At 71.5% G+C, this 24,931-nt stretch carries 21 protein-coding genes and 1 riboswitch; of the genes, 7 read left to right on the top strand and 14 right to left on the bottom strand.

Translation table 11 applies throughout. The features are described 5' to 3' along the window. Positions 1 to 52: 52 nt before the first annotated feature. The 4 genes from ABZW11_RS38735 to ABZW11_RS38720 all read right to left on the bottom strand — a co-directional run bounded on the left by ABZW11_RS38735 (position 53) and on the right by ABZW11_RS38720 (position 4,187). Positions 53 to 1,393 (bottom strand): extracellular solute-binding protein, encoded by a 1,341-nt coding sequence (locus ABZW11_RS38735; protein ID WP_355428866.1) that lies wholly within the window; start codon positions 1,391 to 1,393, stop codon positions 53 to 55. A gap of 417 nt (positions 1,394 to 1,810) precedes the next feature. Then, a complete protein-coding gene (locus ABZW11_RS38730) occupies positions 1,811 to 3,058 on the bottom strand; it encodes an RNA polymerase sigma factor (RefSeq protein WP_355428863.1) in 1,248 nt (415 codons plus the stop codon). A gap of 41 nt (positions 3,059 to 3,099) precedes the next feature. Beyond that, positions 3,100 to 3,540, bottom strand: a complete 441-nt coding sequence (locus ABZW11_RS38725) for a YciI family protein (protein WP_355428860.1) — start codon at positions 3,538 to 3,540, stop codon at positions 3,100 to 3,102. Positions 3,541 to 3,638: 98 nt separating this feature from the next. Continuing rightward, positions 3,639 to 4,187, bottom strand: a complete 549-nt coding sequence (locus ABZW11_RS38720; RefSeq protein ID WP_355428857.1) for a hypothetical protein — start codon at positions 4,185 to 4,187, stop codon at positions 3,639 to 3,641. Positions 4,188 to 4,222: 35 nt separating this feature from the next. On the opposite strand from ABZW11_RS38720, the gene ABZW11_RS38715 reads away from it, so the two are divergent. After that, the gene (locus ABZW11_RS38715) at positions 4,223 to 4,555 is read left to right on the top strand and encodes a hypothetical protein (RefSeq protein ID WP_355428854.1); all 333 of its coding nucleotides are present in this window, start codon (positions 4,223 to 4,225) and stop codon (positions 4,553 to 4,555) included. 62 nt (positions 4,556 to 4,617) lie between these two features. Here ABZW11_RS38715 and ABZW11_RS38710 read toward each other — a convergent pair whose 3' ends face one another. From ABZW11_RS38710 to ABZW11_RS38700, 3 genes are all read right to left on the bottom strand, one after another. Beyond that, positions 4,618 to 5,316 (bottom strand): CHAP domain-containing protein, encoded by a 699-nt coding sequence (locus ABZW11_RS38710; protein ID WP_355428851.1) that lies wholly within the window; start codon positions 5,314 to 5,316, stop codon positions 4,618 to 4,620. A gap of 12 nt (positions 5,317 to 5,328) precedes the next feature. Next, positions 5,329 to 5,465, bottom strand: a riboswitch (cyclic di-AMP (ydaO/yuaA leader). A 117-nt stretch (positions 5,466 to 5,582) separates the two neighbouring features. After that, entirely contained in the window at positions 5,583 to 6,536 is a 954-nt protein-coding gene (locus tag ABZW11_RS38705; protein ID WP_355428848.1) for a Gfo/Idh/MocA family oxidoreductase, read from the bottom strand. 82 nt (positions 6,537 to 6,618) lie between these two features. Next, complete coding sequence (locus ABZW11_RS38700) at positions 6,619 to 7,434, bottom strand: aldo/keto reductase (protein ID WP_355428845.1); 816 nt, start codon at positions 7,432 to 7,434, stop codon at positions 6,619 to 6,621. A 93-nt stretch (positions 7,435 to 7,527) separates the two neighbouring features. Here ABZW11_RS38700 and ABZW11_RS38695 point away from each other — a divergent pair, with 93 nt between their 5' ends. After that, positions 7,528 to 8,472 carry a hypothetical protein gene (locus ABZW11_RS38695; protein WP_355428841.1) on the top strand — a complete coding sequence of 315 codons (945 nt, stop codon included), beginning with the start codon at positions 7,528 to 7,530 and terminating at the stop codon, positions 8,470 to 8,472. Further along, the gene (locus ABZW11_RS38690; protein ID WP_355428838.1) at positions 8,469 to 9,635 is read left to right on the top strand and encodes a DUF6716 putative glycosyltransferase; all 1,167 of its coding nucleotides are present in this window, start codon (positions 8,469 to 8,471) and stop codon (positions 9,633 to 9,635) included. Before ABZW11_RS38695 ends, ABZW11_RS38690 begins: the two co-directional genes overlap by 4 nt. On the opposite strand, the gene ABZW11_RS38685 is transcribed toward ABZW11_RS38690, so the two are convergent. From ABZW11_RS38685 to ABZW11_RS38665, 5 genes are all read right to left on the bottom strand, one after another. Further along, complete coding sequence (locus tag ABZW11_RS38685; RefSeq protein WP_355428835.1) at positions 9,619 to 10,872, bottom strand: polysialyltransferase family glycosyltransferase; 1,254 nt, start codon at positions 10,870 to 10,872, stop codon at positions 9,619 to 9,621. The two genes, ABZW11_RS38690 and ABZW11_RS38685, sit on opposite strands and share 17 nt — an antisense overlap. A gap of 1 nt (position 10,873) precedes the next feature. Next, positions 10,874 to 11,854 carry a glycosyltransferase family 2 protein gene (locus ABZW11_RS38680; protein ID WP_355428832.1) on the bottom strand — a complete coding sequence of 327 codons (981 nt, stop codon included), beginning with the start codon at positions 11,852 to 11,854 and terminating at the stop codon, positions 10,874 to 10,876. Positions 11,855 to 11,969: 115 nt separating this feature from the next. Next, positions 11,970 to 14,006, bottom strand: coding sequence for an N-acetylneuraminate synthase family protein (locus ABZW11_RS38675; protein WP_355428829.1), 2,037 nt, complete (start codon positions 14,004 to 14,006; stop codon positions 11,970 to 11,972). 62 nt (positions 14,007 to 14,068) lie between these two features. Further along, positions 14,069 to 14,767 carry a response regulator gene (locus ABZW11_RS38670; RefSeq protein WP_355428826.1) on the bottom strand — a complete coding sequence of 233 codons (699 nt, stop codon included), beginning with the start codon at positions 14,765 to 14,767 and terminating at the stop codon, positions 14,069 to 14,071. Next, positions 14,764 to 16,263, bottom strand: coding sequence for a sensor histidine kinase (locus ABZW11_RS38665; protein WP_355428823.1), 1,500 nt, complete (start codon positions 16,261 to 16,263; stop codon positions 14,764 to 14,766). Before ABZW11_RS38665 ends, ABZW11_RS38670 begins: the two co-directional genes overlap by 4 nt. Before the next feature lie 109 nt (positions 16,264 to 16,372). Between ABZW11_RS38665 and ABZW11_RS38660 the strand changes: the two genes are divergently transcribed. Continuing rightward, the gene (locus ABZW11_RS38660; RefSeq protein WP_355428820.1) at positions 16,373 to 17,746 is read left to right on the top strand and encodes a cation:dicarboxylase symporter family transporter; all 1,374 of its coding nucleotides are present in this window, start codon (positions 16,373 to 16,375) and stop codon (positions 17,744 to 17,746) included. Between the two features lie 116 nt (positions 17,747 to 17,862). Here the strand turns inward: ABZW11_RS38660 and ABZW11_RS38655 are convergent, their stop codons facing one another. Both ABZW11_RS38655 and ABZW11_RS38650 read right to left on the bottom strand, forming a co-directional pair. Further along, complete coding sequence (locus ABZW11_RS38655) at positions 17,863 to 19,233, bottom strand: HAMP domain-containing sensor histidine kinase (protein ID WP_355428817.1); 1,371 nt, start codon at positions 19,231 to 19,233, stop codon at positions 17,863 to 17,865. 74 nt (positions 19,234 to 19,307) lie between these two features. Further along, a complete protein-coding gene (locus ABZW11_RS38650) occupies positions 19,308 to 20,801 on the bottom strand; it encodes a glycoside hydrolase family 13 protein (RefSeq protein WP_355428814.1) in 1,494 nt (497 codons plus the stop codon). 290 nt (positions 20,802 to 21,091) lie between these two features. On the opposite strand from ABZW11_RS38650, the gene ABZW11_RS38645 reads away from it, so the two are divergent. The 3 genes from ABZW11_RS38645 to ABZW11_RS38635 are packed head-to-tail and all read left to right on the top strand — an operon-like array spanning position 21,092 to position 24,765. After that, complete coding sequence (locus tag ABZW11_RS38645; RefSeq protein ID WP_355428811.1) at positions 21,092 to 22,372, top strand: maltose ABC transporter substrate-binding protein; 1,281 nt, start codon at positions 21,092 to 21,094, stop codon at positions 22,370 to 22,372. A 6-nt stretch (positions 22,373 to 22,378) separates the two neighbouring features. Next, positions 22,379 to 23,929, top strand: a complete 1,551-nt coding sequence (locus tag ABZW11_RS38640) for an ABC transporter permease subunit (protein ID WP_355428808.1) — start codon at positions 22,379 to 22,381, stop codon at positions 23,927 to 23,929. Then, entirely contained in the window at positions 23,926 to 24,765 is an 840-nt protein-coding gene (locus ABZW11_RS38635) for a sugar ABC transporter permease (protein WP_355428805.1), read from the top strand. The genes ABZW11_RS38640 and ABZW11_RS38635 overlap by 4 nt, the downstream gene beginning before the upstream one ends. The last annotated feature ends 166 nt before the right edge of the window (positions 24,766 to 24,931 follow it).

The raw sequence follows: 24,931 nt of genomic DNA, 5'->3' as shown, positions 1-24,931 counted from the left end.
ACCTTTCGGCGGCAACAAGCCCGGCCCGCCTCAAGGCGGGCCGGGCGGGAGATCAGCCCGCGGCCTTCACCGCGTCGTCGACCAGCTGCTGCCAGGCCTTGTCGTACGGCACCGAGCCGTCGTCCATGCCCTGCACGACCGACTCGATCGCGCTCTTCACCTGCGCGTGCTTCACACCGAGGAAGACCGGCTGGAGGCTGGCGGCGGACTTGGCGAAGATCTCACCGACGGGCGCGTCGTTGAAGTACTCGTTCTTCGCGCCCTGCACCGCCGGGTCCTGCTGCGCCTTCGTGTTGCTCGGCATGTTGCCGAAGTCGGTGAAGATGCTCGCCTGCGTCGTCGCCTGCGTCAGGTAGTCGGCGACCATCGCCGCCTCCTTCGGGTGCTTCGACTGCTTCGGCACGGCCAGCCAGGAGCCGCCCCAGTTGCCGCCGCCGCCGGGCACCGCCGCGACGTCCCACTTGCCCTTGCCCTCGTCACCGGCGTTGCCGCTGATCGCGCCGAGCATCCAGGACGGGCAGCCGAGCGTGGCGAACGCGCCCTTCTGGGTGCCCGTCGCCCACTCGTCGGTGAAGTTGCGCAGCTTGGCGGTCAGGCCCTGCTGGCTCAGCTTCTGGGCGAAGTCGAAGGCCGTCCTGACCGCCGGGTTCTTGTCGACGATCAGATTGTTGTCCTTGTCGAAGTAGGAGACGTTGCCGTTCTTGGCCGCCTCCTGGTAGAGCACCACCTGGTACAGCGTGTTGGTGCCGTCGGCCCACTTGGTGTCCTTGACCTTCGACTGGAACTTCTCGCCGGCCTTCAGGAACTCGTCCCAGGTCGGCCACAGCGCCGCGACCTCCTCGCGGTCGGTCGGCAGGCCGGCCTTCTCGAACAGGTCCTTGCGGTAGCACAGGCTCATGCCGCCGATGTCGGTGCCCAGGGCGAACAGCTTGCCGTCGGCGGCGACGCCGTTCTCCCACTTCCAGGCGGGGAAGTCGGCCTTGCGCGACTCCAGGCCGTGCTCCTTCAGGTCCGCCCACCATTCGGTGCGCGCCTTGGCCAGACCCATGCCGCCCTCGTCGATGCCGACGACGTCACCCGCGCCGCTGCCGGCCTGCAGCCACTGGATCATCTGCGGCCAGTACTGCTGCTCGAACTGGTCGGTCAGGTTCTCGTGCTGGATCTGGATGTCCTTGTGCTCGGCGTTCCACTTGTCGACGGCGTTCTTGTAGCCGAAGTTGGTGCCGCCGCCGAACGTCTGCACGCGGATGGTGATCGGCCCCGCCGCGGCGGAGGAGGCCGGGGCGCCGCTCTGCTCCGCGGTGCCACCGGAGCCGCACGACGCGACGGCGAGCGCCGCCGCGGCCAGGGCCGAGGCCGCGGCGAGGGTGCCGCGACGCTTCCTGATCATCATGGTGGAGCCCTTCTGGGGGTGAATGTTGGGAGGGCACCGCGACACGCGCTCTGCCGCGGTGGAATCTTTGGGAGCGCTCCCACAAAGGGTGCACTTACCCGGTTCGCCCGTCAATCCCGCGAAACGCAACCGTTACCAATGGGGCGGTTTAACACTCAAAAACGGGATTTTTAGGCATATGCGTCCCAAAGAGCTGATTGGGAGCGCTCCCATCACAAGAGGCATCTTTCGTGTCGCTTCGGGGCATGTCTCCCCACCTGAACGGCCCTGAGCCACGCGGCTGTCGTCATGGGGCGGCACCACGGGATCAGGAACGCGGATGTCGCAGCTGCTGTCGCTGAGGTACCCGGCCCCGGAGGAGGCGGCGGGGCCGCATGCCGGCACCCACGCCGAGTTCCTGGAGCGAGGCCGCGCGGGTCACTCGGCGGGCACGCAGGCGGCGGCGCGTTCCTCCAGGAGGGCGCGTTCGCGGGCGTTACGGGTCATGGCGGCGGCACGGACGAACTCGGCACGGGCCTCGTCCCTGCGGCCCAGCCTGGCCAGCAGGTCGCCGCGCACGCTCGGCAGCAGGTGATAGCCCTTGAGCGCGGACTGGCCGGCGATCTGATCGAGCAGCGCGAGCCCGGCCGCGGGACCGTACGCCATCGACAGCGCCACCGCCCTGTTCAGCTCGACGACGGGGGAGCGGGACAGCTTGGCCAGCTCCTCGTACAGGCTCGCGATCCGCGCCCAGTCGGTCTCCCCGGGTGTGAGCGCCCGAGCGTGACAGGCGGCGATGGCGGCCTGCAGCGTGTACGACCCCGGCGAGCCGGACAGGGCTTCGGCGCGTTCCAGGGCGGCCAGGCCGCGGCGGACGAGCAGGCGGTCCCAGCGGCCGCGGTCCTGCTCCAGCAGCAGGATCGGCTCGCCGGACGGCCCCACCCTGGCCGCCGACCGGGACGCCTGGATCTCCATCAGCGCCACCAGCCCGTGCACCTCGGCCTCCTGGGGCATGAGCCCGGCGAGGACACGGCCGAGGCGGAGCGCGTCCTCGCACAGGGCGGGCCGCATCCAGTCGTCGCCCGCCGTCGCCGAGTAGCCCTCGTTGAAGATGAGGTAGACGACCTCCAGCACGGACGACAGCCGCGCCGCCAGCTCCGCCCCCTGCGGCACCTCGAACGGGATCTTCTTCTCGGCGAGCGTCCGCTTGGCGCGGACGATGCGCTGCGCCGCCGTCGGCTCCGGCACCAGGAACGCCCGCGCGATCTCATCGGTGGTCAGGCCGCCGAGCACGCGCAGCGTCAGCGCCACCCGCGCCTCCATCGACAGCGAAGGGTGGCAGGCCGTGAACACCAGCCGCAGCAGGTCGTCCTCGATCTCGTCCGGCTCCGGCGCCTCCTCGGTGAGGTCGATGCGACGGCCCAGCTCGGCGAGGTTGCGCTGGAGGCGTTCGTTCCTGCGGATGAGGTCGATGGCGCGGCGCTTGGACACCGTCATCAGCCACGCACCCGGATTGCGCGGCACCCCCGACTCCGGCCACTGCTCAAGCGCCGCCACCAGGGCGTCCTGAGCCAGCTCCTCGGCCAGCCCGACGTCACGGACGAGCCCGGCGAGCCCGGCGATGAGCCGCGCCGCCTCGATCCGCCAGACCGCCTCGATCGTCCGCTGGACGTCAGAATCCGCCACCGGCCCATGAGACCAGTCAGCCCCACGACTCGCAACCGGGATCAGGGGCGAGGCTCGTCTCCCAGCAGGCGCTCGCGCAGGGCATGGTCGTATGCGCGCTGTTCCGGCGACAGCGTCCCCTCGGGCATGTCAGAGCCGTCGAACACCTGCCACACCTCCAGGCCGACCCCGTCGTTCCCCGGCGGCACCGGGACGCGCAGCGCCCACTCGATGGCCTCCTCGCGCGACTTGACCTGGATCAGCCAGAAGCCCGCGATCAGCTCCTTGGCCTCGGTGAACGGCCCGTCGATGACGGTCGCCCTGCCGTCGCTGTAGGAGATCTGGGCGCCGTGCGAGCTGGGATAGAGGCCCTCGGCCGCCAGCAGCACGCCCGCCTTGGTCAGCGATTCGTTGTAGGCGCGCATGCCGTCCACGAGTTCCTGGCTGGGCACCGCCCCCGCCTCGGTCTCGGCGCTCGCCTTACCCACGATCATGAACTTCATCGGTTCTCCTCGCATCTCTTCGAACGTTCTCGGCAAGGCGTCGAACGGCTGCGTCCTGGATCGACTCGCCCCGCGACCCTTCTTCGCGGCGCCGGACGTCAGGTCTGCGGCCAGGGCGGTGGGGTGGTGAGGGCGTGGAGGGCTTCGCGGGCGTTGCGGCCGGCGCCGGCGGAGACCTCTTTGCCTTCCCGGTCGCGCGCGACGGCCAGGACGAGGCCCTCGGCCGGGTTGTGGGCCAGCGTGATCGTGTGGCCGCCGGTCAGCAGGGCGTCGGCGGTGGCCGAGCGGTCCTGCTGGGCGTCCTTGCCGAGCAGGACGTGCGCGCCGACCAGGCCGGCGACCGGCTTGCGGTGCCGGCCGAGCAGCACGGGCTCGCCGTACGGGTCGGCGACCTGGCGTACGAGGTCGCCCAGCTTGGACCGCGCGGTCGACAGCGGCACGAGCGGCAGGCCGGTGAGCACCCCGCCCACCCTGAAGAGCGGCACGATGGCCGCCCACTCCCAGCGCTCGCGGGTGATCATGATGGTCCTGCCGTCCTTGGCCTCCTCCACGAGCCTGCCCCAGCGGGCGCGGGCGTCCTCGACCGCGAAGGGGACTCCCAGCATCGACACCATCTCGTCGTACGACGGCCGCTCACCGTGGATCATCGCCAAATGGTAAGGCGCCTTACAACTTTCCGCAATTGACCGCCTGGGCGGAACCGGGTTACCGTCCCGAGCGTGGCACGCAGCGGCTGGCCCTGGCCCGCGGGTCGATGCGGACGGAGCCGTTGCTGCTGGTGCTGGACGAGCCGACCGCCGCACTGGACGCACCGGCCGAGAGCGCGGTCTTCGCCCGCTACGCCGAGGCGGCCGGGAGCCGTCCGGGAGCCGTCACGTTGCTGATCACCCACCGCTTCCCCACCGTGCGGATGGCGGATCTGATCGTCGTGCTCGACGAAGGCCGGATCGTGCAGTGCGGCACCCACGACGAGCTCAGCGAGATCCCGGGGCCGTACGCCGACCTCCTGACATGACGAACGCGCGCCCCCGGAAGGGGCGCGCGTTCCGCTGTCACGAAGAGGGACGCGAGGGAAGGTCAGCCGGCGTACTCGGGGTAGCCGTAGCCGACGACCTGCGACTTCGGCCGGACCCGCTCTTCGACCTTGCCGTTGCCGGTGTTGCCCTCGATGGTGGAGATGGTGCCGTCGTGGTTGTCCTTGACGACGAAGCCGACGTGCTGGATGTCGCTCAGGGAGTCGCCGCCCTTCCAGGAGAAGAACACCACGGCACCCGGCTTGGCCTCGTGGCCGAAGCGCTTGTTGGCGGCGAACCACTTGGCGTGGGCGACGGTCCAGGCGTCCCAGCCGACCTGCGGGCGGGCGCCGGTCTGCTCGCCGACCCAGGAGACGAACATCGAGCACCAGGCGGCGTTCAGGTAAGCGTTGCGGCTGCCGCCGTCACGGGCGACGGTCTCGGCGGCACGCTGGGAGTTGGCGTACCACTGCTGGAACTTGGTCCCGCCGCCGCTGGCGTTCTCGGAGACGCCCACCTGCGCCCTGGCGACGGCCAGGACCTGGTCGGCGGTGGCGGTGATCTTGGTTTCGTCACGCTCGCCCGCCTTGTGGGCGGCGAGCGCGGTGGCCGGGTGCTTCGCGGCGGTGGCCGCGGCGACGGCGGTGGAGGTGTCGGCGTGGGCCGCGGCGGGGACGCCGAAGGCCGAGGCCAGGACGCCGGCGCCGAGGACGGCGCGGGCGATGGTGCTCTTCGAGACAGCGGTAAGACGATGCTTGGCCATCGAGGGGGTTGCTCCTTGCTTCCATGCCGCTTACCGGGTTAGCTGACGGGTTCGGGCGTGGAAGCTGCCCTACGGCACCGAAGTGCCGATTCACCCCAAAGGACATGGGTCCCCGGTTCCGCGCGTGGCGGATTCAGCGGTCACAGGACGATCCTGTGATGTGTCGTGCGATGGTCTGACATAGCCGGACAAACCGGACGTATGCCTCAAGATGCCCCATAAGGTAATACATGAGGCAAGAGGATTACAAATCCATAAAAGTAAAGTCAGCGGAGCTGACTGCGCGCCTTGGCCAGAAGCCCCATCATGGCAAGGGATTCGTCAAGCGGCATGATCGAGGATTCGGTCCTGCCTTCGGCCGTGGCGGCGCGGACTTCGCGGAGCTCTCCGGCGTAACCGTTGTCGGCCGGGTCGAGCACGTGCTCCTCCGGCTCCATCGCCGGCCCGGAGAGGACGATCCGCTGCGGTGCCCAGAACGGCGCCTGGATGTCCGCCCGCATCTGGGTACCTACAACACTGGCCCCGTTCGGGTAATTCCCGAGCAATGAGGTGGCCACGAGAGCGTGCCGCCCGCCGGGGTAACGCAAGACGCCGGCCGCCTCCGCGTCAACGCCGTTCGGGGCCAGGGAGCCGGTGACGTGCAGGTCGGTGGGCATGCCCAGGATGAGCTGGGCCAGCCCGAACGGGTAGATCCCGAGGTCGAGCAGGGCGCCGCCGCCCAGCTCCGGCGCCCACAGGCGGTGCGCCGGGTCGTACGGATGGGCGAAGCCGAAGCTCGCCTGCACCGACCGGATCTCCCCGAAGCGCGGATCCTCCGTGATGCGCCTGATGAGCGGGTTGAACCGCATCCACATGGCCTCCATCAGGAAGACCCCGGCCTCGCGGGCCAACCGCACCATCTTCTCCGCGTCGTCCACGGTCGCGGCCAGCGGCTTCTCGCACAGCACCGCCTTGCCCGCCGCGATCGCGGCCTCGGCGACCTGCAGGTGCTGGGCGTGCGGGGTGGCGACGTAGATCGCGTCCACCGCCGGGTCGGCGCACAACTCCTCATAGGACCCGTACGCCGACTCCGCGCCCAAAGCCGACGCCAGGGCCTGCGCCCTGGCCAGGTTCCTGCTTCCTACGGCGGCCACCCGCATGCCGGGCTCCGCCACGATCGCCGCACCCACGGTACGGGCGATGCCGCCGGTGGCGGCTATTCCCCAAGTGAAATCTCGCACGCCGGCGATCGTATCCGGAAGGCAAATAGGGGCTTATGTCGGTGGTGCCGGAAATATCAGGAATGTCGTTTTGTCACATCCGTCACTCGAACGAGTCGGGGTCGGGCCCGAGCCGCTGCCCCCGGCTGAGCGCGCCGATGGCCGCGAGGTCCTCGGCGTCCAGGATGAAGTCGAAGACGTCGATGTTCTCGGCGATCCGGGCCGGCGTCACCGACTTCGGGATCACCACGTTCCTGAGCTGCAGGTGCCAGCGCAGCACGATCTGCGCCGGCGTCTTGCAGTGCTTGTCGGCCAGCACCCGCAGCGCCGGGTCGTCGAGCAGCCCCCTGCCCTGCCCCAGCGGGCTCCACGCCTCGGTGAGGATGCCGTTGGCCTCGTGGAACTCGCGCATCTGCCGCTGCTGGAAGTAGGGGTGGAGCTCGATCTGGTTGATGGCGGGGACGATGTCGGCCTCGTCCATGAGCCTGGTGAGCGTCTCGACGGTGAAGTTGGAGACGCCGATGGCCTTGGCCCGGCCGTCCCGGTAGATCTTCTCCATGGCCTTCCACGCCTGCACGTACTTGTCCTGGCGCGGCATCGGCCAGTGGATGAGGTAAAGGTCGACGTAGTCGAGGCCGAGCCGGGCCAGCGACTCGTCGAAGGCGGCCTCGGCGCGGGCGTGCTCGCCGTTGGCCAGCTTGGTCGTGACGAACACCTTCTCCCTGGGCAGCCCGCTGTTGCGCACCGCGCGGCCCACGCCCTCCTCGTTGCCGTAGGCGGCGGCCGTGTCGATGTGCCGGTAGCCGGCCTTGAACGCGGTCGTGACCGCCTGCTCGGCCTCCTCGGCAGGTACCTGCCAGACGCCATAACCGAGCTGCGGGATCTGCACGCCGTCCGTGTTGAGCATGAGCGAGTTCATACCCTCCATTGTTCATGCCGCGTTCCTGGCGGCTTAAGCCGGGCGGGCTAGCTTGAAGCGGTCGTGAACGGCCCATCACCTGGGAGGGCAGGAGTGGTCGAACAGGCGTCGGCCTGGGTGGAGTCACCGCTCCAGATGCTGTGCGCCGTCGAGGCCCACCACGCCGGGCTCCTCGGCCCGGCCACGGCGGTCGTGCCGCGCGCCGGTCTGCGCCCGCTCAAGGCCACCCGGCGCGAGCTGCGCTCGATGGCGCTGCCCGGCGGGCTGGAGCTGGCCGAGCCGCGTGAGCGCATGCCGCGTCGCGCGCTGGCGGTGGGCGACGCCTTCTCGGGACGGGTGCAGCTGCGCTGGCTGCTGTCCAGGCCGGGACGCGTCGTCGTGGTGGACGACGGGCTGGCCACGCTGCGGCTGCTCGAACTGCTGGCCGCCGGGCCGTACCGGCCGCTGCTGCGGGCCCGCTCCGAGGGTGGACGGCTGCGTGCCGTGCTGGGCCTGGCCGCCGCGCTGCGGCTGCGGCTGAGCGAGGTGTCGGTCTTCACCGCCCTGCCCGTGGACGACCGGCTCGCCGAAGCCGTACGGGAAGCCGGCGTGCATCTCGTCCGCCACGACTTCGCCTGGCTGCGCGCGCAGCCGCCCAGCTCCGAGGGGCCCGCCGAGCGTACGGTCGTGCTCGGCACCTCGCTCGTCCGCAACGGCCTCGTCCGCCGCGACCACTACCTGCGCTGGCTGACCGACCTGGCCGCGCGCGAGCCGCTCGCCTACTACCCGCACCGCCGCGAGGACCCCGTGGACGTCGCGCTGATCCGGGAGCGTCCCGGCATCACCGTCCACGACGGCGGCGTGCCGGCCGAGCTGACGCTGCGCGGCCTCGACGCGGGCCAGCGCGTGCTCAGCCTGCCCTCGACCGCGATCACCTCGCTGCGCGTGCTGCTCGGCCCGCGCGGCGTCGCCGTCGAGCCCGTGGACGTACCCGATGACTGGTGGACCAGCAGGGCGGCGCCCGCCCTGCGCTCGCATTTGACAGGAGTTCCCGGGTGAGAGTGCTGGCCGTCGCCGACTCCGACTCGTATCTGAAATGGGCGGCCTGCCTGCTCGACGACCTGCCTTCCGGGTGCGTGACCGACCTGGTCGTGGTGCGCACGCCGATCGCGCCCTCGCCTGAGCAGATCGCCGCCGCCGTGGGGGAGCGGGCCGTGCCGCCGGTGCTGTCGGCCCGGTCGCTGCGGCGGCTGGCCGAGCGCACCAGGCCCGACGCGATCCTGGTGGCCTGTACGGGCCCGGTGGTGGACGTGCTGGTCGCCGAGGTGCTCGACGGCCTGCGGCCCCGGCCCGTCTTCGTCTCCGGGCTGCCCGGCATCTCCGTGCCCGCCACGGAGAAGGCGTGGACGTTCCGCAGCGGCTGCGACCTGTTCGTGGTGCACAGCGAGCGTGAGGTGGCCGAGTTCACCGCGATCGCCGGCCGGCTCGGCGGCGGTGGCGCGGTGGGCCTGGCCAGGCTGCCGTTCCTGCGGCCCCAGCGGGGCGCCGCCGGCGGCGACCGGGTGGTGTTCGCCACCCAGGCCAAGGTGCCGCGCGAGCGCCGGCAGCGCGAGCAGATCCTGCTGTCGCTGGCCGCGCTGGCGGCCGACCGGCCTGACCTGGAGGTCGTGGTCAAGCTGCGCGCCCTCGACGGCGAGCGGCAGACGCACAACGAGCGGCTGCCGTACCAGCGGTTGTGGCGCGAGATGGGGGAGCCCGGGCGGCTGACGTTCGCGGCCGGGCCGATGCGGGAGCAGCTGGAGCGGGCGGCCGGGTTCGTCACGGTCAGCTCGACGGCCGCGCTGGAGGCCATCGCGATGGGGGTGCCGTCGCTGGTGCTGCGCGACTTCGGGGTCAGCGCCGAGATGATCAACCTGGTGTTCGAGGGCAGCGACCTGCTGGGCACGCTGGACGAGCTGGCCGAAGGCGGCTTCCGTACGGCGTCGCCCGCCTGGTGCGCCGCCAACTACTTCCACCCCGCCGAGCGCGACGACTGGGCCGGGCGGCTGGCCGGCCTCGTGGAGGCGGGGCCCGGCACGCCCGCGCGGTCGCTGCTCGACGGGGCCGAGCACGCGGCGGCGCGGCGCAGGGCGAGGCTCCGCGTGGAGGTGCCGCCCAAGATGCTGCGGGTGGGGTACCGCGCCAAGCGCCGCGTGCGCCGCTACCTCAGAGCGCTGACCTGATCTTCCTGCGGATGCGGGTGAGCGTGCCGGGCCGGGCCCCCGCGGGCGGCGGTCCGGCCAGGCCGAGGGCCTCCAGGCGGCGGCGCTTGAAGTAGCGCGGGTCGAACGCGACGCCCTCCGGACGCAGCCCGGGGTAGGCGTCGGCCTGCATGCAGTAGCCGACCGCGCGCACCAGCGCCGGCAGGTCCGTCTCCGGCGGCTGCTCGACGCCGCCGTCCGCCGACAGGCGCGGCAGCAGCGCGTCCACGATGGTGGCGGGCACGCGGTTGCTGTTCTCGTACGGGGTCAGCCGCTCCAGGACCAGCTCCGTGCCGTACGAGGCCACCGGCAGCCCGTAATAGCGCCACGCGGTCACCAGGGCCGTGGAGAAGCAGCCCACGACCAGCTCGGGCCGCAGCGCCGCGAAGCACGCCTCGGCCGGCACGCTCTCCCCGGCCACCTCCAGCCGCACGCCCGCCGGTCCCGCGGCGGCCCGCAGCAGCTGAGCGTGCCGGCGCCCGGCGGCCGGGTGCGGCTTGAAGACGACGGAGGTGTGGCCGCGGGCGGCCAGCGCCTTCAGCATCGTCTCGTGCAGCGCGGCCTCCTCCTCGGGCGTGACGATCTCCAGCGCCGACAGGTACTGGCCGAGGATGATCGCCCGTCCGGCAGGAGGGGCCGGGGTGGCGGCGGCGACCTCGTCCACGATCGCGAGGAAACGCTCGGTGGGCAGGGTCTCGGGGGCGACGCCGTACTCGGTGAGCAGCAGCGGCGTCAGGCCCGGCACCAGGTCGAGGTGGAGCAGCCGGGTGACGCGGCGGAAGATCTCGGCGGGCAGCGGGTCGCGGGTGGGGCCGTAGCTCATCAGCCCGTCGGAGTAGACGGTGATCGGGCAGTCGCGCACCAGCCCGGCGATCGTCCGCGCGGGCGGCACCGCGATCGACTCCAGCACCAGCTCCGTCACCCCGTCCAGGCCCCAGTGGGCGCGGATGAGGCGCTCCAGCATCGGCACCTCGATGACGCGGGCCCGCCAGTCCGACGGGTGCAGCGGCGCGATCAGCTCGTTCCACGAGCGCACCTCGTCGAAGCGGGAGCGCAGCGCGGCGAAGCCGGGCGTCTCGTCCAGCGGCGCCGCCACCTCGGGCACGGCCGCGTTCGTGGAGACGATCAGCAGCCTGCGGCCGTCGCCGAAGCGGCCGTCGTCGATGGCCGCCGCCAGCGACATGGCGCCGAACAGCGTCGAAGCGTAGAAGACCCGCACGTCACAGCTCCTCGTGGTCGCGGCGGACCCGGAAACGCGTCCCGGGCGCCAGGTCGGGCAGCAGGGCCCGCAGGGCGGACTCGCGCTCGGCCGGCATGCCCGCCAGCGCCTCGGACACCTGCTCCTGCGGCAGCGTGCGCAGCATGTGCCTGCCGCGCTCCTCGAAGCGGGCGCGCAGCTCGGGCGTGAACCGGTCGCCGATGTTCAGGTGGTGGGCCAGCAGCGCGCAGAAGTTGCGCACCGCCTTGGGCAGGAACTCCGGCTCCAGGTCCTTCAGCACCAGCTCGAACGCGTCGAAGAAGTGCAGCTGGCGCTCGTCGCCCACCTGCGTGAGCGAGCCCGGCACCAGGCGCCGGTAGAACAGGCCGGCCAGCGGCACCACCGCGAACGAGGCGGCCTCGCGGTGCAGCCGCCAGATCCACGGCCGGTCCTCCGCGGTGTGCAGCGAGCCGGGGAAGTGCAGCAGGTCGCCGAGCGAGCGACGGTAGACGCCCGCCCAGGCGTACGGGTAGTCGACCATCGTGCGCACCCCCGCGGGCAGGATCGCCTCGCGAGGGTCGAGCACCGCGCCCCGCCGCGCCAGCGGGGCGCGGTGCACGACCCGCTTGCGGCCCTCCGCCTGCACGTGGTCGGTGCGGACGAAGTCGCAGCCGAGCCCGTCGATCGCGGCGACGAGCCGGGCCAGGTGGCCGGGGGCCAGCCAGTCGTCGCCGTCCATGAACGTGACGTACCGGCCTCCCGCCGCCGCCAGGCCCGCGTTCCGTGCGTCCGCGAGGCCCAGCGGCTCCGGGTTGCGCAGCACGGTCAGGCCCGGCAGGTCGTCGGCGAAGCCGGCGACGATGTCCGCCGTGGCGTCCGCGGACCCGTCGTCCACGACGATGAACTCGAAGCCGGGGGCGGCGTTGCGGCACAGGGAGGTGAGCGCGTCGGCGATGAAGCGCTCACCGTCCCGCACCGGCACGACGACCGAGAGCGTGATCAAAGCGGCTGGTCTCCTGCTGGAGGGTGGGAGGGGGTGGGAGGGGGTGTCGGTGGCCGTCGGTTCGGGGGCTCAGACGGCACCCGTCTCAGACGGCGCCGGGTCAGACGGCGCCGGGTCAGACGGTTACGCGGCGCAGGCGGGCCTTAGGGGCCTCCTCGCCGGGGAAGACGCGCTTGACGCCGTCGCCCAGGGCCTGCTCGATGATGCGGATGTCGCGGACCAGGTGCTCCAGCCCGGCCGGCTCCAGCGAGGCGGCGTGGTCGGAGCCCCACATCGTCCGGTCGAGCGTGATGTGCCGCTCCACGCAGACCGCGCCCAGCGTGACCGCCGCCAGCGAGATCTGCAGGCCGCGCTCATGCCCCGAGTAGCCGACCGGCACGCCGTACCGCTCCTTGAGCGTGGTGATCGTGCGCAGGTTCGCCTCCTCGGGCGGCAGCGGGTACGTGGACGTCGCGTGCATCATGATCAGCTTCTCGGTGCCGAGGATCTCCACGGCCGCGTCGATCTCCGCGAGCGTGGACATGCCGGTCGACAGGATGACCGGCTTGCCGGTGGCCGCGAGCGCCCGCAGCAGCTCGTGGTCGGCCACGCCGGCCGAGGCCACCTTGTGCACCAGGACGTCCATCTCCTCCAGGAACTCCACCGACGGCACGTCCCACGGCGAGGCGAACCAGTGCAGCCCCCGCTCGTCGCAGTGCTTCGCGATCTGCGCGTACTCGTCCCGGCCGAACTCGGTGCGCTCCTTGTACTCCAGGTACGTCATCTCGCCCCACGGCGTCTGCCGGATCTGCCCCTTCTGCTCCTCGGGCACGCAGATCGCCGGGGTGCGCTTCTGGAACTTGACCGCCTGGCACCCCGCGTCGGCGGCCACGTCGATGAGCCGCCTGGCCAGGTCGAGGTCGCCGTTGTGGTTGATGCCGATCTCGCCGATGACGTACACCGGCTCGCCGTCGCCGACCAGCACGTCCCCGATCGCGACGGGACCGAAGTGCGGCCTGACGCGCGCCTCGGCGGTGGGCGGCTCCGGCCGGGCGGCCACCACCCTGTCGCACAGCTCGCGCACCGCGCCCGACCCGCCGGGCCTGGTCAGCACGACGCGGGCGGCGGCACGCACCCTCGGGTGCGCGTCGGGCGTGGCGATCGGCCAGCCGACCTCCGCCATCGGGCCGAGGTCGTTGACGTCGTTGCCGACGTACGCCACCCGCGCCGGGTCGAGGCCCTCGATGCTCAGCCAGTCGCGCAGCACCGTGCGCTTGTCGGCCAGGCCCTGCAGCACCGGCACGCCCAGCTTGCGGGCGCGGGCGGCCACGACCGGGTTCTGTTCGGTGGACATGACCAGCACCTTCACCCCCGACCGCTTCAGCAGCGAGACGCCCATCCCGTCGGAGCGGCTGACCAGCACCATCTCGCGGCCGTCGGAGTCGACGTAGGCGCGGTCGTCGGTGTGCACGCCGTCGAAGTCGGTGATGACGCAGTCCACGTCGATCGGCTCGGGCTGGTCGATGAACGGCGCGAGCGCGCGTACCAGCTCCAGGTCCTCGGGGTCGTCGACCTCGATGGCGTGCCGGGCCGGCACCGGCTGCACGGCGACCGTGCCGAAGAAGCGGTGGCCGTGCTCGCGCAGGCCGGCGGTGCGCATGACGTAGAAGGCGCCGTTCTCGCGGAACTGCGGCTCGCGGTCCTGCCGGCGCGGCCGTACGGCCGGGTCGTGGTTGACGCCGGAGCCCCCGGCCGTCCACAGGAACTCGTGCGTGGGCAGCCCGGACACGACCGAGTCGGCCTCGCCGTCGAGCACCCTGCGCACCGCCGCCGACAGGTCGGCGGGGTCGATGAACGCGCTCGTGCACTGCACGAGCACCACCACCTCAGGCTCGGCGCCGAGCGCGTCGAGCGCGTGCAGCACCGCCGACTCGCTGGAGGCGGTGGCGCCGCTCAGCTCGGCGGGCCGCTCCACCACGACCGCCCCCGCCTGGCGGGCGGTCTCGGCGATCCCCTCGTGGTCGGTGCTCACCACCACCTGGTCGATCGACTCGGCGCGCAGGCAGGCCCGCACCGCCCTGGTGACCAGCGGAACGCCCCCGACCAGGGCGAGGTTCTTCAGGGGTACGCCCGCCGAACCTCCGCGGGCGGGAACTACGGCCAGGACTCGCAAGGTGACTCCTCAGTGCATCGGATTGCACCCAGAAGCTAGAAGGCCGGATTGAACGGGCGGCGTCACCGTCCTGAACTCTGCGTGGGGATCCGGTAGAGCAACTCTGGCCTGCCCACCCCGCCGTACTGCGGGACGCGGGCCGCCACGCCCAGCTCCACCAGGTATTCGAGGTAGCGCCGCGCGGTCACCCTGGACACCCCGATCGCGTCCGCCACGGCCTGCGCCCCCACCCCGCCCGCCTGGGCGCGCAGCTGCCCGGCCACCGCGTCGAGGGTGTCCTGCGCCATCCCCTTGGGCAGCTCGGCGGACGAGCCGCGCAGCGTGCCCAGCACCCGGTCCACGTCGCCCTGCCCGACCGCCAGCCCGGCCTCTTCCTTGAAGCGGGCGTAGCGGGTCAGCTTCTCGGCGAGCGCGGCGAACGTGAACGGCTTGAGCAGGTACTGGACGATGCCCAGCGACACCGCCGAGCGGACCATGGTGAGGTCGCGCGCGGACGTCACCGCGATCACGTCGCACAGCAGGCCGCCCGCCCGCACCGCCCGGCACACCTCAAGGCCGTGCATGTCGGGCAGGTAGAGGTCGAGCAGGATCAGATCGACCGGCCTGCGGCGCAGGAAGCGCAATGCCTCGCCGCCCGACCTGACCACCCCGGCCACCTCGAAGCCGGGCACCCGCTCGACGTAGATGCGGTTGGCCTCGGCGGTGATCTCCTCGTCCTCGACCACCAGCACGGAGATGAGCCCGGGTTCCGGCGTCGTCACGGCACCGGCTCCCGCCGCGGCGCCGGCAGCCGTACGGTGAAGACCGAGCCGGCCACGTCGATCGTGCCGCCGAGGCGCCGCACCGCCTGGCCCACCAGCGCCAGGCCGAGCCCGTGGCCGTCGCCCTTGGTGGTCCAGCCCTTCTCGAACGCGGCCCGGCCGGTCAGCCCCGGACCGTCGTCGGCCACCCTGATGAGCACGCCCCGCTCGTCGCCGCTGAGATGCACCTCCACCCGGCTCGCCGCGTCCACGGCGTTGTCGATGAGGTTGCCGACGATCGTGACCAGGTCGCGCGGGTCGAGGCCCAGGTCGTCCAGCTCGCTGTCCGGGCTGATCACCAGCTCGGCGCCGCGCTCCGCCGCCACCGCGCTCTTGCCCAGCAGCAGCGCCGCCAGCACGGGCTCGCGCACCGCCCCCACCACCCGGTCGGTCAGCTCCTGAGCGGCCCGCAGCTCCGCCGTGCCCAGCGCCACCGCCTGCTCGGTACGGCCCAGCTCCACCAGCGTGATCACGGTGTGCAGCCGGTTGGCCGCCTCGTGCGCGGCCGAGCGCAGCGAGTCGGCGAAGCCGCGCTCGGCGTCGAGCTGGCCGGTCAGCGCCTGCAGCTCGGTGTGGTCGCGTACGGTGACGACCGTGCCGAGCCTGCTGGCCGCGCTGTTGACCGCGAGCACCCGGTCACCGGCCAGGTGCACGCGCTCCTCGTCGTCCGTCAGCAGCTCCGCCATGCCCAGCTCGGCGACGTGCCGCCCCTCGGCGTCGGCGGGCAGGCCCAGCAGCTGCCTGGCCGCGTCGTTGCACAACGTCAGCGTGCCGTCCCTGCCGACCAGCAGCAGGCCCTCCCTGACCGCGTGCAGCACGGCGTCGTGGTGCTCGTGGATGCGGCCCAGCTCGACCGGGCCGAGTCCGTGCGTCTGGCGGCGCAGCCGGGCGGTCACCAGCCACGTGCCCGCCGCTCCCAGCCCGAGCGCGAGCGCCACGATGAGGCCGCCCCAGGCGAGCTGGTCGCGCAGCCTGGCGTCGATGCGGTCGATGGTGATGCCGGCGCTGACCAGAGCCCGCACCCGGCCGCCGGCCAGCACCGGCGTCACCACCCGCTTCGAGGGGCCCAGCGTGCCGGTGTAGGTCTCGGTGAACGTCTCTCCGCGCAGCGCCGGCTCGATGTGGCCGAGGAAGCGCCCGCCGATCTCCGCCGGGTTGGGATGGGTGTAGCGGGTGCCGTCGGGGCGCATGATCGTGATGAAGTCGACCTCCGTCGCCGTGCGGACGCGCTCGGCGTACGGCTGCAGCCGCGCCGTCGGGTCGCGTTCGTCGAGCGCGGCCAGCACGTCGGGCGAGGCCGCCACGCTCACCGCGACCGCCTTCGCCGTGCTGCCCGCCTCGTCGGTGAGCAGCCGGTGGGCCTGCACGAGGGCGAGCGTCGCGCCGCCCGCCGCCGTGACGATCACCACGAGCAGCTGCAGCACCAGCATCTGCCCGGCCAGGCTCCAGCGCCGCATGTCCCACCCTCCCCGTGAACGAAACTTACGCAATGGTGACCTGCATCACTTGTGCAGCGCATAGTCGCACGGACAGAAGCTCGTTCCAAAACCGCCGGAGAACCCCCCTATGCGCGATCGCACCCGTTATCTCTACCTGGCCGTCATCGTGGCGGTCCTGCTCGGGATCCTCGTCGGCTTCATCTGGCCCGACCTCGCCGTCCAGCTGAAACCCATCGGCACGGGGTTCGTCTCGCTCATCCAGATGGTGATCGGGCCCGTGATCTTCTGCACGATCGTGCTGGGCATCGGCTCGGTACGCCAGGCCGCCCAGGTCGGCAAGGTCGGCGGGCTCGCGCTCGGCTACTTCATCGCCATGTCCACGGTCGCGCTGATCATCGGCCTGGCCGTCGGCAACGTCATCGACCCCGGCTCCGGCCTGCAGCTCACCGACGCGGCCAGGGAGCGGGCCGAGGCGGAGGCGGCCAAGGGCGCCGACGCGAGCATGGTGGACTTCCTGCTCGGCATCATCCCCAAGACGCTGGTGTCGGCGCTCACCGAGGGCTCGGTGCTCCAGGCGCTGCTGGTGGCGCTGCTCGCCGGGTTCGCGCTGCAGGCCATGGGCCGCAAGGGCGAGCCGATCCTGCGCGGCATCGAGCACTTCCAGCGGCTGGTCTTCCGCATCCTCGCCATGATCATGTGGGCGGCGCCGGTGGGCGCGTTCGGCGCGATCGCGGCGGTCGTCGGCGACACCGGCCTCGAGGCGCTCAAGAGCCTGGCCATCATCATGATCGCCTTCTACGTGACCTGCGCGCTGTTCGTCGGCGTCGTGCTCGGCACGATCCTGTGGCTGGTCGCCAGGATCAACCTGTGGTCGCTGCTGCGCTACCTCGGCCGGGAGTTCCTGCTGATCCTGTCCACCTCGTCGTCGGAGACGGCGCTGCCCCGGCTCATCGCCAAGATGGAGCACCTCGGCGTCAGCAGGACCGTGGCCGGCATCACCGTGCCGACCGGCTACTCCTTCAACCTCGACGGCACCGCGATCTACCTCACCATGGCCACCCTGTTCATCGCCACGGCCACCGGGTCGCCGCTCGGGTTCGGCGAGCAGGTCACGCTGCTGCTGTTCATGATGATCGCGTCCAAGGGCGCGGCGGGCGTCACCGGGGCGGGGCTCGCCACGCTGGCCGGCGGCCTGCAGGCACACCGGCCCGAGCTGGTGGACGGCGTCGGCCTCATCGTCGGCATCGACCGGTTCATGTCGGAGGCCAGGGCGCTGACCAACTTCGCCGGCAACGCCGTGGCCGCTGTGCTCGTCGGCACCTGGACCGGCGAGTTCGACAGGGAACGCGCGGGACAGGTGCTGGCCGGGCAGGCCCCGTTCGACGAGGCCACGCTCCTGGACGACGGCGACTCCGACGGCGACTCCGACGGCGACTCCGACGGCGGCTCCGGGGGCGACTCGGATGGCCGCGAGCCCGCCAAGGAACTCTCGACCACCTGACGGCACGCCATCAGCGCCTCCCGCCGCCCGCGCGGCCGGGAGGCGCCGGCGTGACGTCGCCGCCTCGGTCATGCGGCCGGGAGACGCCGGGGTGACGTCACGGCCTGCCGGCCCGCTCATGCCGACGGCAGGCGCAGCACGAAGCGGGCGCCGCCCGGGCGGTCCTCGACGCAGATCGTGCCGCCGTGCGCCACGGCCACGTCGCGCGCGATGGCCAGCCCCAGCCCGGCGCCGCCCGTGTCACGGCTGCGGGCGGTGTCGAGGCGGGTGAAGCGCTCGAAGATGCGCTCGCGGTCGTGCAGGGGGATCTCGATGCCGTCGTTCTCCACGCTCAGCACCACCAGGGCGTGGTGGTCGGAGCCGTTGGCCGTCCTGTCCGGCTCCGCGTGCACGGTGACCAGGACGGTCTGCTCGGCGTAGCGCTGGGCGTTGTCCAGCAGGTTCGTCAGCACCCTGGCGAGCTGCGTCCGCACGCCCTCCACGTACGCGCCCTCCGCCAGGTCCACCTGCACGGGGATCTTGTCGTTGCGGGTGGCCAGCTCCTGCCGCACCAGGCAGGCCAGGTCGAGGCGTTCCTTGACGATGTCCACCCGGGAGCCGATCCTGGCCAGCAGCAGCAGGTCGGTGATGATGGTCTCCAGCCGGTCGGTGTCGCGCAGGGCGCTCTCGACCAGCGCCTCCATGTCGGTGTCGTCCGGATAGAGCTGGGCGCTCTCCAGCTGGGCGCGCAGCCCGGCGATCGGGGTGCGCAGCTCGTGGGAGGCGTCGGAGGCGAACTGGCGCTGCTGCTCGGCCGAGCGTTCCAGCCGGGCCAGAGTGCCGTTGACGGAGCGGGCGAGCAGGGCCACCTCGTCGTCGCCCGGCGGCTGGGTGACGCGGCGGCTCAGGTCGCCGGCGTGCACGGCGTCCAGCTCGGCGCGCATGGTGCCGACCGGCCGCAGCGCCCGCCCGGTGACCAGCCACGTGGACCAGCCCGCCAGGGCGATGAGCATGGCGACCTCGATGAACACGACGATCTCCAGCGTGCGGGTCTGCAGCACGTCGGGCGAGCTGCGTCCGGCATAGACGACGGGGGAGTCGGGGAACATCGACACTCGCACCGCCGACACGTGGACGCATTCGGTGGGCAGGCAGGTCGTGGTGTTGATGACCTGGCCGGCGCCGGTGGGCCTGACGTCATCGAGCAGCGGCAGCGCCCTGGCCCCGTCGCTGGCCCCCAGCAGCCGCCCGTCGGCGCTCACCACCTGGATCAGGTCCACGGACGGGTCGGGCACCGGGATGGCGGCGCCCAGCGGCAGAACACCGCCGCGCATCTCGGAGGCGATGCGTTCGGCGGTGTTCCTCGTGTCGTTGAAGACGCTCGCGCTCACGAGGGTCCTCGCGACCATGATCCCCGCGACGGCCACAGGGACCAGCACGAGGGCGGCTACGGCCGTCGCGATGAGAGTGACGCGTCCGCGCAGGGACCTGGCCCACCAGGGTGCCATCCCCCGAGGCTACCGAGCGTGATTGCAGTGTTTTGTCGCTTATATACCGTATAAGGGAAAAGATTAGGCAAGCCTCAGCGCTGCAGCCACACCGTGGTGTCCGGCGGGACGGCGCCGTCGTCCGGCAGGGGGCCGCTGGACAGCAGCACCTCGCCCGCGATGCCGGGGCGCACCGGCTCGTCACCGGTGTTGAGCACCACGACCAGGCCGGGCTCGCGCTCGATGACCAGCACGTCCTCGGGCGAGTCGAGCCAGGTCAGCGTGCCGCCGCCGAGCGCCGGGTGCTGCCTGCGCAGCCGCAGCGCGGCGCGGTAGAGGTTCAGTGTCGAGGCGGGGTCGTCGTGCTGCGCCTCGGCCGACAGCGCCGCCCACTCGGCCGGGATCGGCAGCCACGGGTTCCGCCAGCCGAGCCCCTCCGACGACGTCCACGGCAGCGGCACCCGGCAGCCGTCGCGGCTCTCGCCGCGCCGCAGGAACGCCGGGTCCTGGCGCAGCTCGTCCGGCAGGTCGAGCACCTCGGGCAGGCCCAGCTCCTCGCCGTTGTAGAGGTAGGCGGAGCCGGGCAGCGCCAGCATGAGCAGGGTGGCCGCGCGGGCGCGGGCCGGCGAGCCGTGCCGGGTGACGTGGCGCGGCTTGTCGTGGTTGGACAGCACCCAGGTGGTGGGCGCGCCGACCAGCTCGGCCTCGGCGAGCGACTTCTCGATGACGGAACGGAACGACTTGGCGTGGAAGTCGGCCATCATGAACTCGAAGTTGAAGGCCTGGTGCAGCTCGTCGGGCCCGACGTAACGGGCCAGCCGCTCGGGGGAGGACACCCACGCCTCGGCCACCGCCATGCGCCCGCCGGGGTAGGAGTCGAGGATCGGCCGCCACTCGCGGTAGATGTCGTGCACGCCGTCCTGGTCGAAGTACGGCACCTGCTCGTCGCCCAGCATCTCGGCCTGCGGGCCGTCCTTCTTGCCCACGTCGGGCAGGCCGGCCGCCTTGATCATGCCGTGCGCCACGTCGATGCGGAAGCCGTCCACGCCCCGGTCGAGCCAGAAGCGCAGGATGTCGCGGAACTCGGCGCGTACCTCGGGGTTCTCCCAGTTGAGGTCGGGCTGCTCGGGCGCGAACAGGTGGAGGTACCACGAGCCGTCCTCGACCTGCGTCCATGCGGGGCCGCCGAAGATCGACTCCCAGTCGTTGGGCGCGTCGCGGAAGATGTAGCGGTCGCGCAGCCCGGCCTTGAACCAGGGGTGCTGGTCGGAGGAGTGGTTGGGGACCAGGTCCACGATGACCCTGATGCCCTTGGCGTGCGCGTCGGCCGTCAGCGCGTCGAAGTCGGCGAGCGTGCCGAACATCGGGTCCACGTCGCGGTAGTCGGCGACGTCGTAGCCGCCGTCGGCCATCGGGGAGGTGTAGAACGGGCTCAGCCAGATGGCGTCCACGCCCAGCTCCGCCAGGTAGTCGAGGCGCTCGCGGACGCCCGCGAGATCCCCGACGCCGTCACCGTTGGCGTCGGCGAAGCTTCGGGGGTAGACCTGGTACACGACGGCGTCCCGCCACCAGTCGTCGTTGCCGAGCATGTGCGTCCTTCCCGGATGATCCGGATATCGGTGTGGTTCTGGTGAAGGATGTCCGATTCGTGGGATGAGGTCAAGTGCAAGTTTCGGAAACTTGCAGATCCATCCTGCAGCGTGGTGGCCGGGTGTCGAGCAGGTCAGGACTGATGGTGCTGGTGTTGATCAGGTAACGCTCTTGCGCAAGTTCTTCCACTTTTTGCAAAGAGCGGCTAACGTCCCGGAAACGTCGAGCCAATATCGGCGGCGGTGCAACGACGCATCGCCGTTCCTCCGTGACCTCAGGAGGTCCCCCCATGCACATCCGGGCTCTGGGTGTGGCAGCTCTCGCGACTCTCGCGTTCGCGGCGACCGCGTGCGGCGGATCGTCGCCGCAGACCCCCGCCGACGGTACGGCGGCGCCGTCGTCCGCGCCTTCTTCGGCCCCCGCGGCTGCGGGCGGCACGCTCGTGATCTGGGCCGACCCCAGCAGGGTCGAGCCGCTCAAGCCGTTCGCCGAGCAGTTCGGCGCCGAGAACGGCGTGACCGTCGAGGTCAAGGAGATCAGCAAGGACAACCAGACGACCTTCCTGACCGCCTCGCAGCAGGGCAGCGGCCCGGACATCATGATCGGCGCGCACGACTGGATCGGCAACCTCGTGCAGAACGGCGCCATCGACCCGGTCACGCTCACCGAGGAGCAGAAGGCCGCCTTCTCCCCGAAGGCGATCCAGGCGGTCACCTTCGACGGGCAGATCTACGGAGCCCCGTACGCGGTGGAGAACATCGCCCTGATCCGCAACACCGACCTCGCCCCCGACGCTCCGGCGACGATCGAGGACATGATCGCCAAGGGCAAGGCGCTCAAGAAGGACGGCAAGGTCAAGGAGGTGCTCTGCCTGCCGGTCGGCCAGAAGGGCGACGCCTTCCACGTCTACCCGATCTTCGCCTCGGGCGGCGGGGCGCTGTTCGGCACGACCGCCTCCGGCGACCCCGACCCCAAGCAGGTGCTGCTCGGCTCGGAGGGCTCGGTCGAGGCGTTCGGCAAGCTGAAGGACCTCGGCGAGAAGGGCGAGGGCGCGCTGCGCACGTCCCTGACCAACGAGAACTACATCCCCACCTTCGCCTCAGGGAAGTGCGCCTTCCTCGTCTCCGGCCCGTGGGCCATCAGCGAGATCAAGAAGGGCGGCGTCACCTACGACATCAGCGCCGTCCCGCCGTTCGAGGGCGGCCGGCCCGCCACCCCGTTCGTGGGCGTGCAGAGCTTCTTCGTCGCATCGAAGGGCAAGAGCAAGGCGCTGGCGCAGGAGTTCGTCGCCAACTACGTGACCAGCAAGGACGTCGCCAAGGCGCTGTACGAGGCCGACCCCAGGCCCCCGGCGCTGACCGCCGCGCTGGAGGAGGTCCAGGCGAGCGACCCCGACGCCGCCAAGTTCATGGAGGCCGGCAAGGACGGCCTGCCGATGCCCGCCATCCCCGCGATGGCCGCCATCTGGGAGCCGTTCGGCATCGCCGAGACGGCCGTGGTCAAGGGCGGCGACGCGGCCAAGGCCGCCGCGTCGGCGCAGAAGGCCATCGACGGCGCGCTCAAGAACTGACCGCTCATGCCTTCGCACGTGCGCGCGGCGGCACGGCCGCGCGGGGAGCGGAGCACGGCGTTCGTGGTGAGCAGGATCGCGGTGCTGGCCGTGGCCGGCGCGATCCTGCTCTACGCCGTGCCGCCGCTGGTGGCCACCGGGTCGTGGGTGTCACTGACGCTGCTCGGCGCCGCCACCGCGGTCATCGCCTGCCTCTATCTGACCCGGCGCTTCATCCCGGCCAAGTACCTCATCCCCGGCACCGTCTTCCTCCTCGCCTTCCAGGTGTTCCCCGTGCTCTACACGGTGACCACGGCGTTCACGAACTTCGGTGACGGGCACCGCGGCGACAAGGCCGCCGCCATCGAGGCCATCCAGACCGGCTCGGTCCGCCAGGCGCCCGGCTCGCCGGAGTACACGCTCACCGTCGCCCTGCGCGGCGAGGAACTGGTGTTCCTGCTCGTGGACCCGGACACCAAGCAGGTCTCGCTGGGCACGCAGGCCGGCGTCGGACCGCTGGCCGGTGCGCGGCTCGGCGTGACCGGCAAGGTGCTCGCCGCGCCGGGGCTCACCGTGCTCAAGGCGCCCGAGGCCGCCGCGCGCGGGCCCGAGATCACGGCGCTGGCCGTGCCCACCGGTGACGGCCTCATCAAGGCGAACGGGCTCAGCCGCGCCGTCGAGGGCAAGGCCGCCCTGGTGTACGACGCCGCCTGCGACTGCGTACGCGGCGACGGCGGCCCCTGGACGGCCGACGAGTCGCAGGGCTACTTCGTCAACGCCCAGGGCGAGCACCTGGCCCAGGGCTGGCAGGTCAACGTCGGCCTGGACAACTTCCTGCGGGTGCTCACCAACCCCACCATCTCCGGCTATTTCGCCGGCGTGCTGGGCTGGAACCTCGTCTTCGCCCTCGCCTCGGTGCTCGGCACGTTCGCGCTCGGCATGTCGGTCGCCCTGGCCCTGCACCACCCGCGCATGCGCGGCACCCGTGTCTACCGGATCGTGCTGATCCTGCCGTACGCGATGCCCGCCTTCGCGATGCTGATGGTCTGGCGTGACATGTTCAACCGCGACTTCGGCCTGATCAACCAGCTGCTCGGGGCCGAGATCGACTGGCTGGGCCAGACGGGGACCGCCAGGCTCGGCGTGGTGCTGGTCAACCTGTGGCTCGGCTTCCCCTACATGTTCCTCGTCACCACCGGCGCGCTGCAGGCCATCCCGCGCGAGCTGACCGAGGCCGCCGCCATCGACGGCGCCACCCCGTGGAAGGCGTTCCGCCGGGTCACGCTGCCGCTGCTGCTCGTCGCGCTCACGCCGCTGCTGATCTCGTCGTTCGCCTTCAACTTCAACAACTTCAACGCCATCGCGCTGACCACCGACGGCGGGCCGTTCCCGGCGGAGAGCCCGCAGGTCGGCGGCACCGACCTGCTCATCACCTACACCTTCAGGCTGGCGTTCGGGCCGAGCGGCGCGCAGTTCGGCTTCGCGGCGGCGATCTCGGTGTTCATCTTCGCCATCGTGGCCGTCATCTCGGCCGTTGCCTTCCGGCGTACCCGCAAGCAGGAGGAGGTCTACGCGTGAAGCTCGCCCTGCGGCACGTCTTCGTGCTGGCCGTGTGCGCGTTCGCGGTGTTCCCGATCCTGTTCGTGGTCTCGGCCGCGATCAACCCGCTGGGCACGCTGGCCTCGACCGAGCTGTTCCCCACCGGGGCCGGCCTCGACAACTTCGGCGACCTGCTGACCTCCGACGCCTACCCCTTCAAGCGCTGGTTCTTCAACTCGGTGTTCATCGCGCTCGCCTCGTCGTTCGCCAGCCTGGTGCTGTCGATGATGGCCGCGTACGCCTTCAGCCGCATGCGCTTCGCCGGCCGCAGGACCGGGCTGCTGGCGCTGCTGCTCATCCAGATGTTCCCGCAGTTCCTGGCCATCGTGACGATCTTCATGATCTTCACCAGGGTGACCGAGCTCTACCCGGCCTTCGGCTTCGACACCGTCTGGGGCCTGCTGCTGCTCTACCTCGGCGGCGCGCTCGGCGTGAACACCTGGCTGATGAAGGGCTTCCTCGACACCGTCCCCAAGGAGCTGGACGAGGCCGCCACCATGGACGGCGCCACCCACGCCCAGATCTTCTGGCGCATCATCATGCCGCTGGTCACGCCGATCCTCGCGGTCACCGCGCTGCTGGCGTTCATCGGCACGATGAGCGAGTTCCTGATGGCGAGCGTGTTCCTGCGCGATCCGGAGAGCAAGACGCTCGCGGTCGGCATGTACGGCATGATCGCGGGGGATCACCGGAACACGAACTTCGGCATGTTCGCCGCGGCCACGCTGATCACCGCCGTGCCCACGGTCGGCGTGTTCCTGTGGTTGCAGAAGTACATCGTCTCCGGCCTGACCGCCGGCGCCGTCAAGGGATAGATGAGCACAGTGCGTCACCTCGGGGAGCCTCATCACGACGGGTCCGCCCTCTACGTCTCCGACCAGCGGCCCGGGCTCGGCGCGCGGGTCACGCTCTGGCTGCGCGCGCCGGTGGCCGCCGGGGTCGCCGGCGTGCACGTCCGCGCCGTGCTCGACGGCGAGCCCC

Origin of the sequence: Nonomuraea sp. NPDC004580 (genome assembly GCF_040609855.1) — a bacterium.
GTDB classification, from domain to species: Bacteria; Actinomycetota; Actinomycetes; order Streptosporangiales; family Streptosporangiaceae; genus Nonomuraea; species Nonomuraea salmonea.
This window is presented reverse-complemented; position numbering and strand designations above follow the sequence as displayed.

What these genes read in the sequence shown, in the direction of transcription:
- ABZW11_RS38735 (WP_355428866.1), bottom strand. Translation starts at nt 1,393, where the DNA reads ATGATGATCAGGAAGCGTCGCGGCACCCTCGCCGCGGCCTCGGCCCTG.
- ABZW11_RS38725 (WP_355428860.1), bottom strand. Translation starts at nt 3,540, where the DNA reads ATGAAGTTCATGATCGTGGGTAAGGCGAGCGCCGAGACCGAGGCGGGG.
- ABZW11_RS38720 (WP_355428857.1), bottom strand. Translation starts at nt 4,187, where the DNA reads ATGATCCACGGTGAGCGGCCGTCGTACGACGAGATGGTGTCGATGCTG.
- ABZW11_RS38710 (WP_355428851.1), bottom strand. Translation starts at nt 5,316, where the DNA reads ATGGCCAAGCATCGTCTTACCGCTGTCTCGAAGAGCACCATCGCCCGC.
- ABZW11_RS38700 (WP_355428845.1), bottom strand. Translation starts at nt 7,434, where the DNA reads ATGAACTCGCTCATGCTCAACACGGACGGCGTGCAGATCCCGCAGCTC.
- ABZW11_RS38665 (WP_355428823.1), bottom strand. Translation starts at nt 16,263, where the DNA reads ATGCGGCGCTGGAGCCTGGCCGGGCAGATGCTGGTGCTGCAGCTGCTC.
- ABZW11_RS38660 (WP_355428820.1), top strand. Translation starts at nt 16,373, where the DNA reads ATGCGCGATCGCACCCGTTATCTCTACCTGGCCGTCATCGTGGCGGTC.
- ABZW11_RS38655 (WP_355428817.1), bottom strand. Translation starts at nt 19,233, where the DNA reads ATGGCACCCTGGTGGGCCAGGTCCCTGCGCGGACGCGTCACTCTCATC.
- ABZW11_RS38650 (WP_355428814.1), bottom strand. Translation starts at nt 20,801, where the DNA reads ATGCTCGGCAACGACGACTGGTGGCGGGACGCCGTCGTGTACCAGGTC.
- ABZW11_RS38645 (WP_355428811.1), top strand. Translation starts at nt 21,092, where the DNA reads ATGCACATCCGGGCTCTGGGTGTGGCAGCTCTCGCGACTCTCGCGTTC.
- ABZW11_RS38640 (WP_355428808.1), top strand. Translation starts at nt 22,379, where the DNA reads ATGCCTTCGCACGTGCGCGCGGCGGCACGGCCGCGCGGGGAGCGGAGC.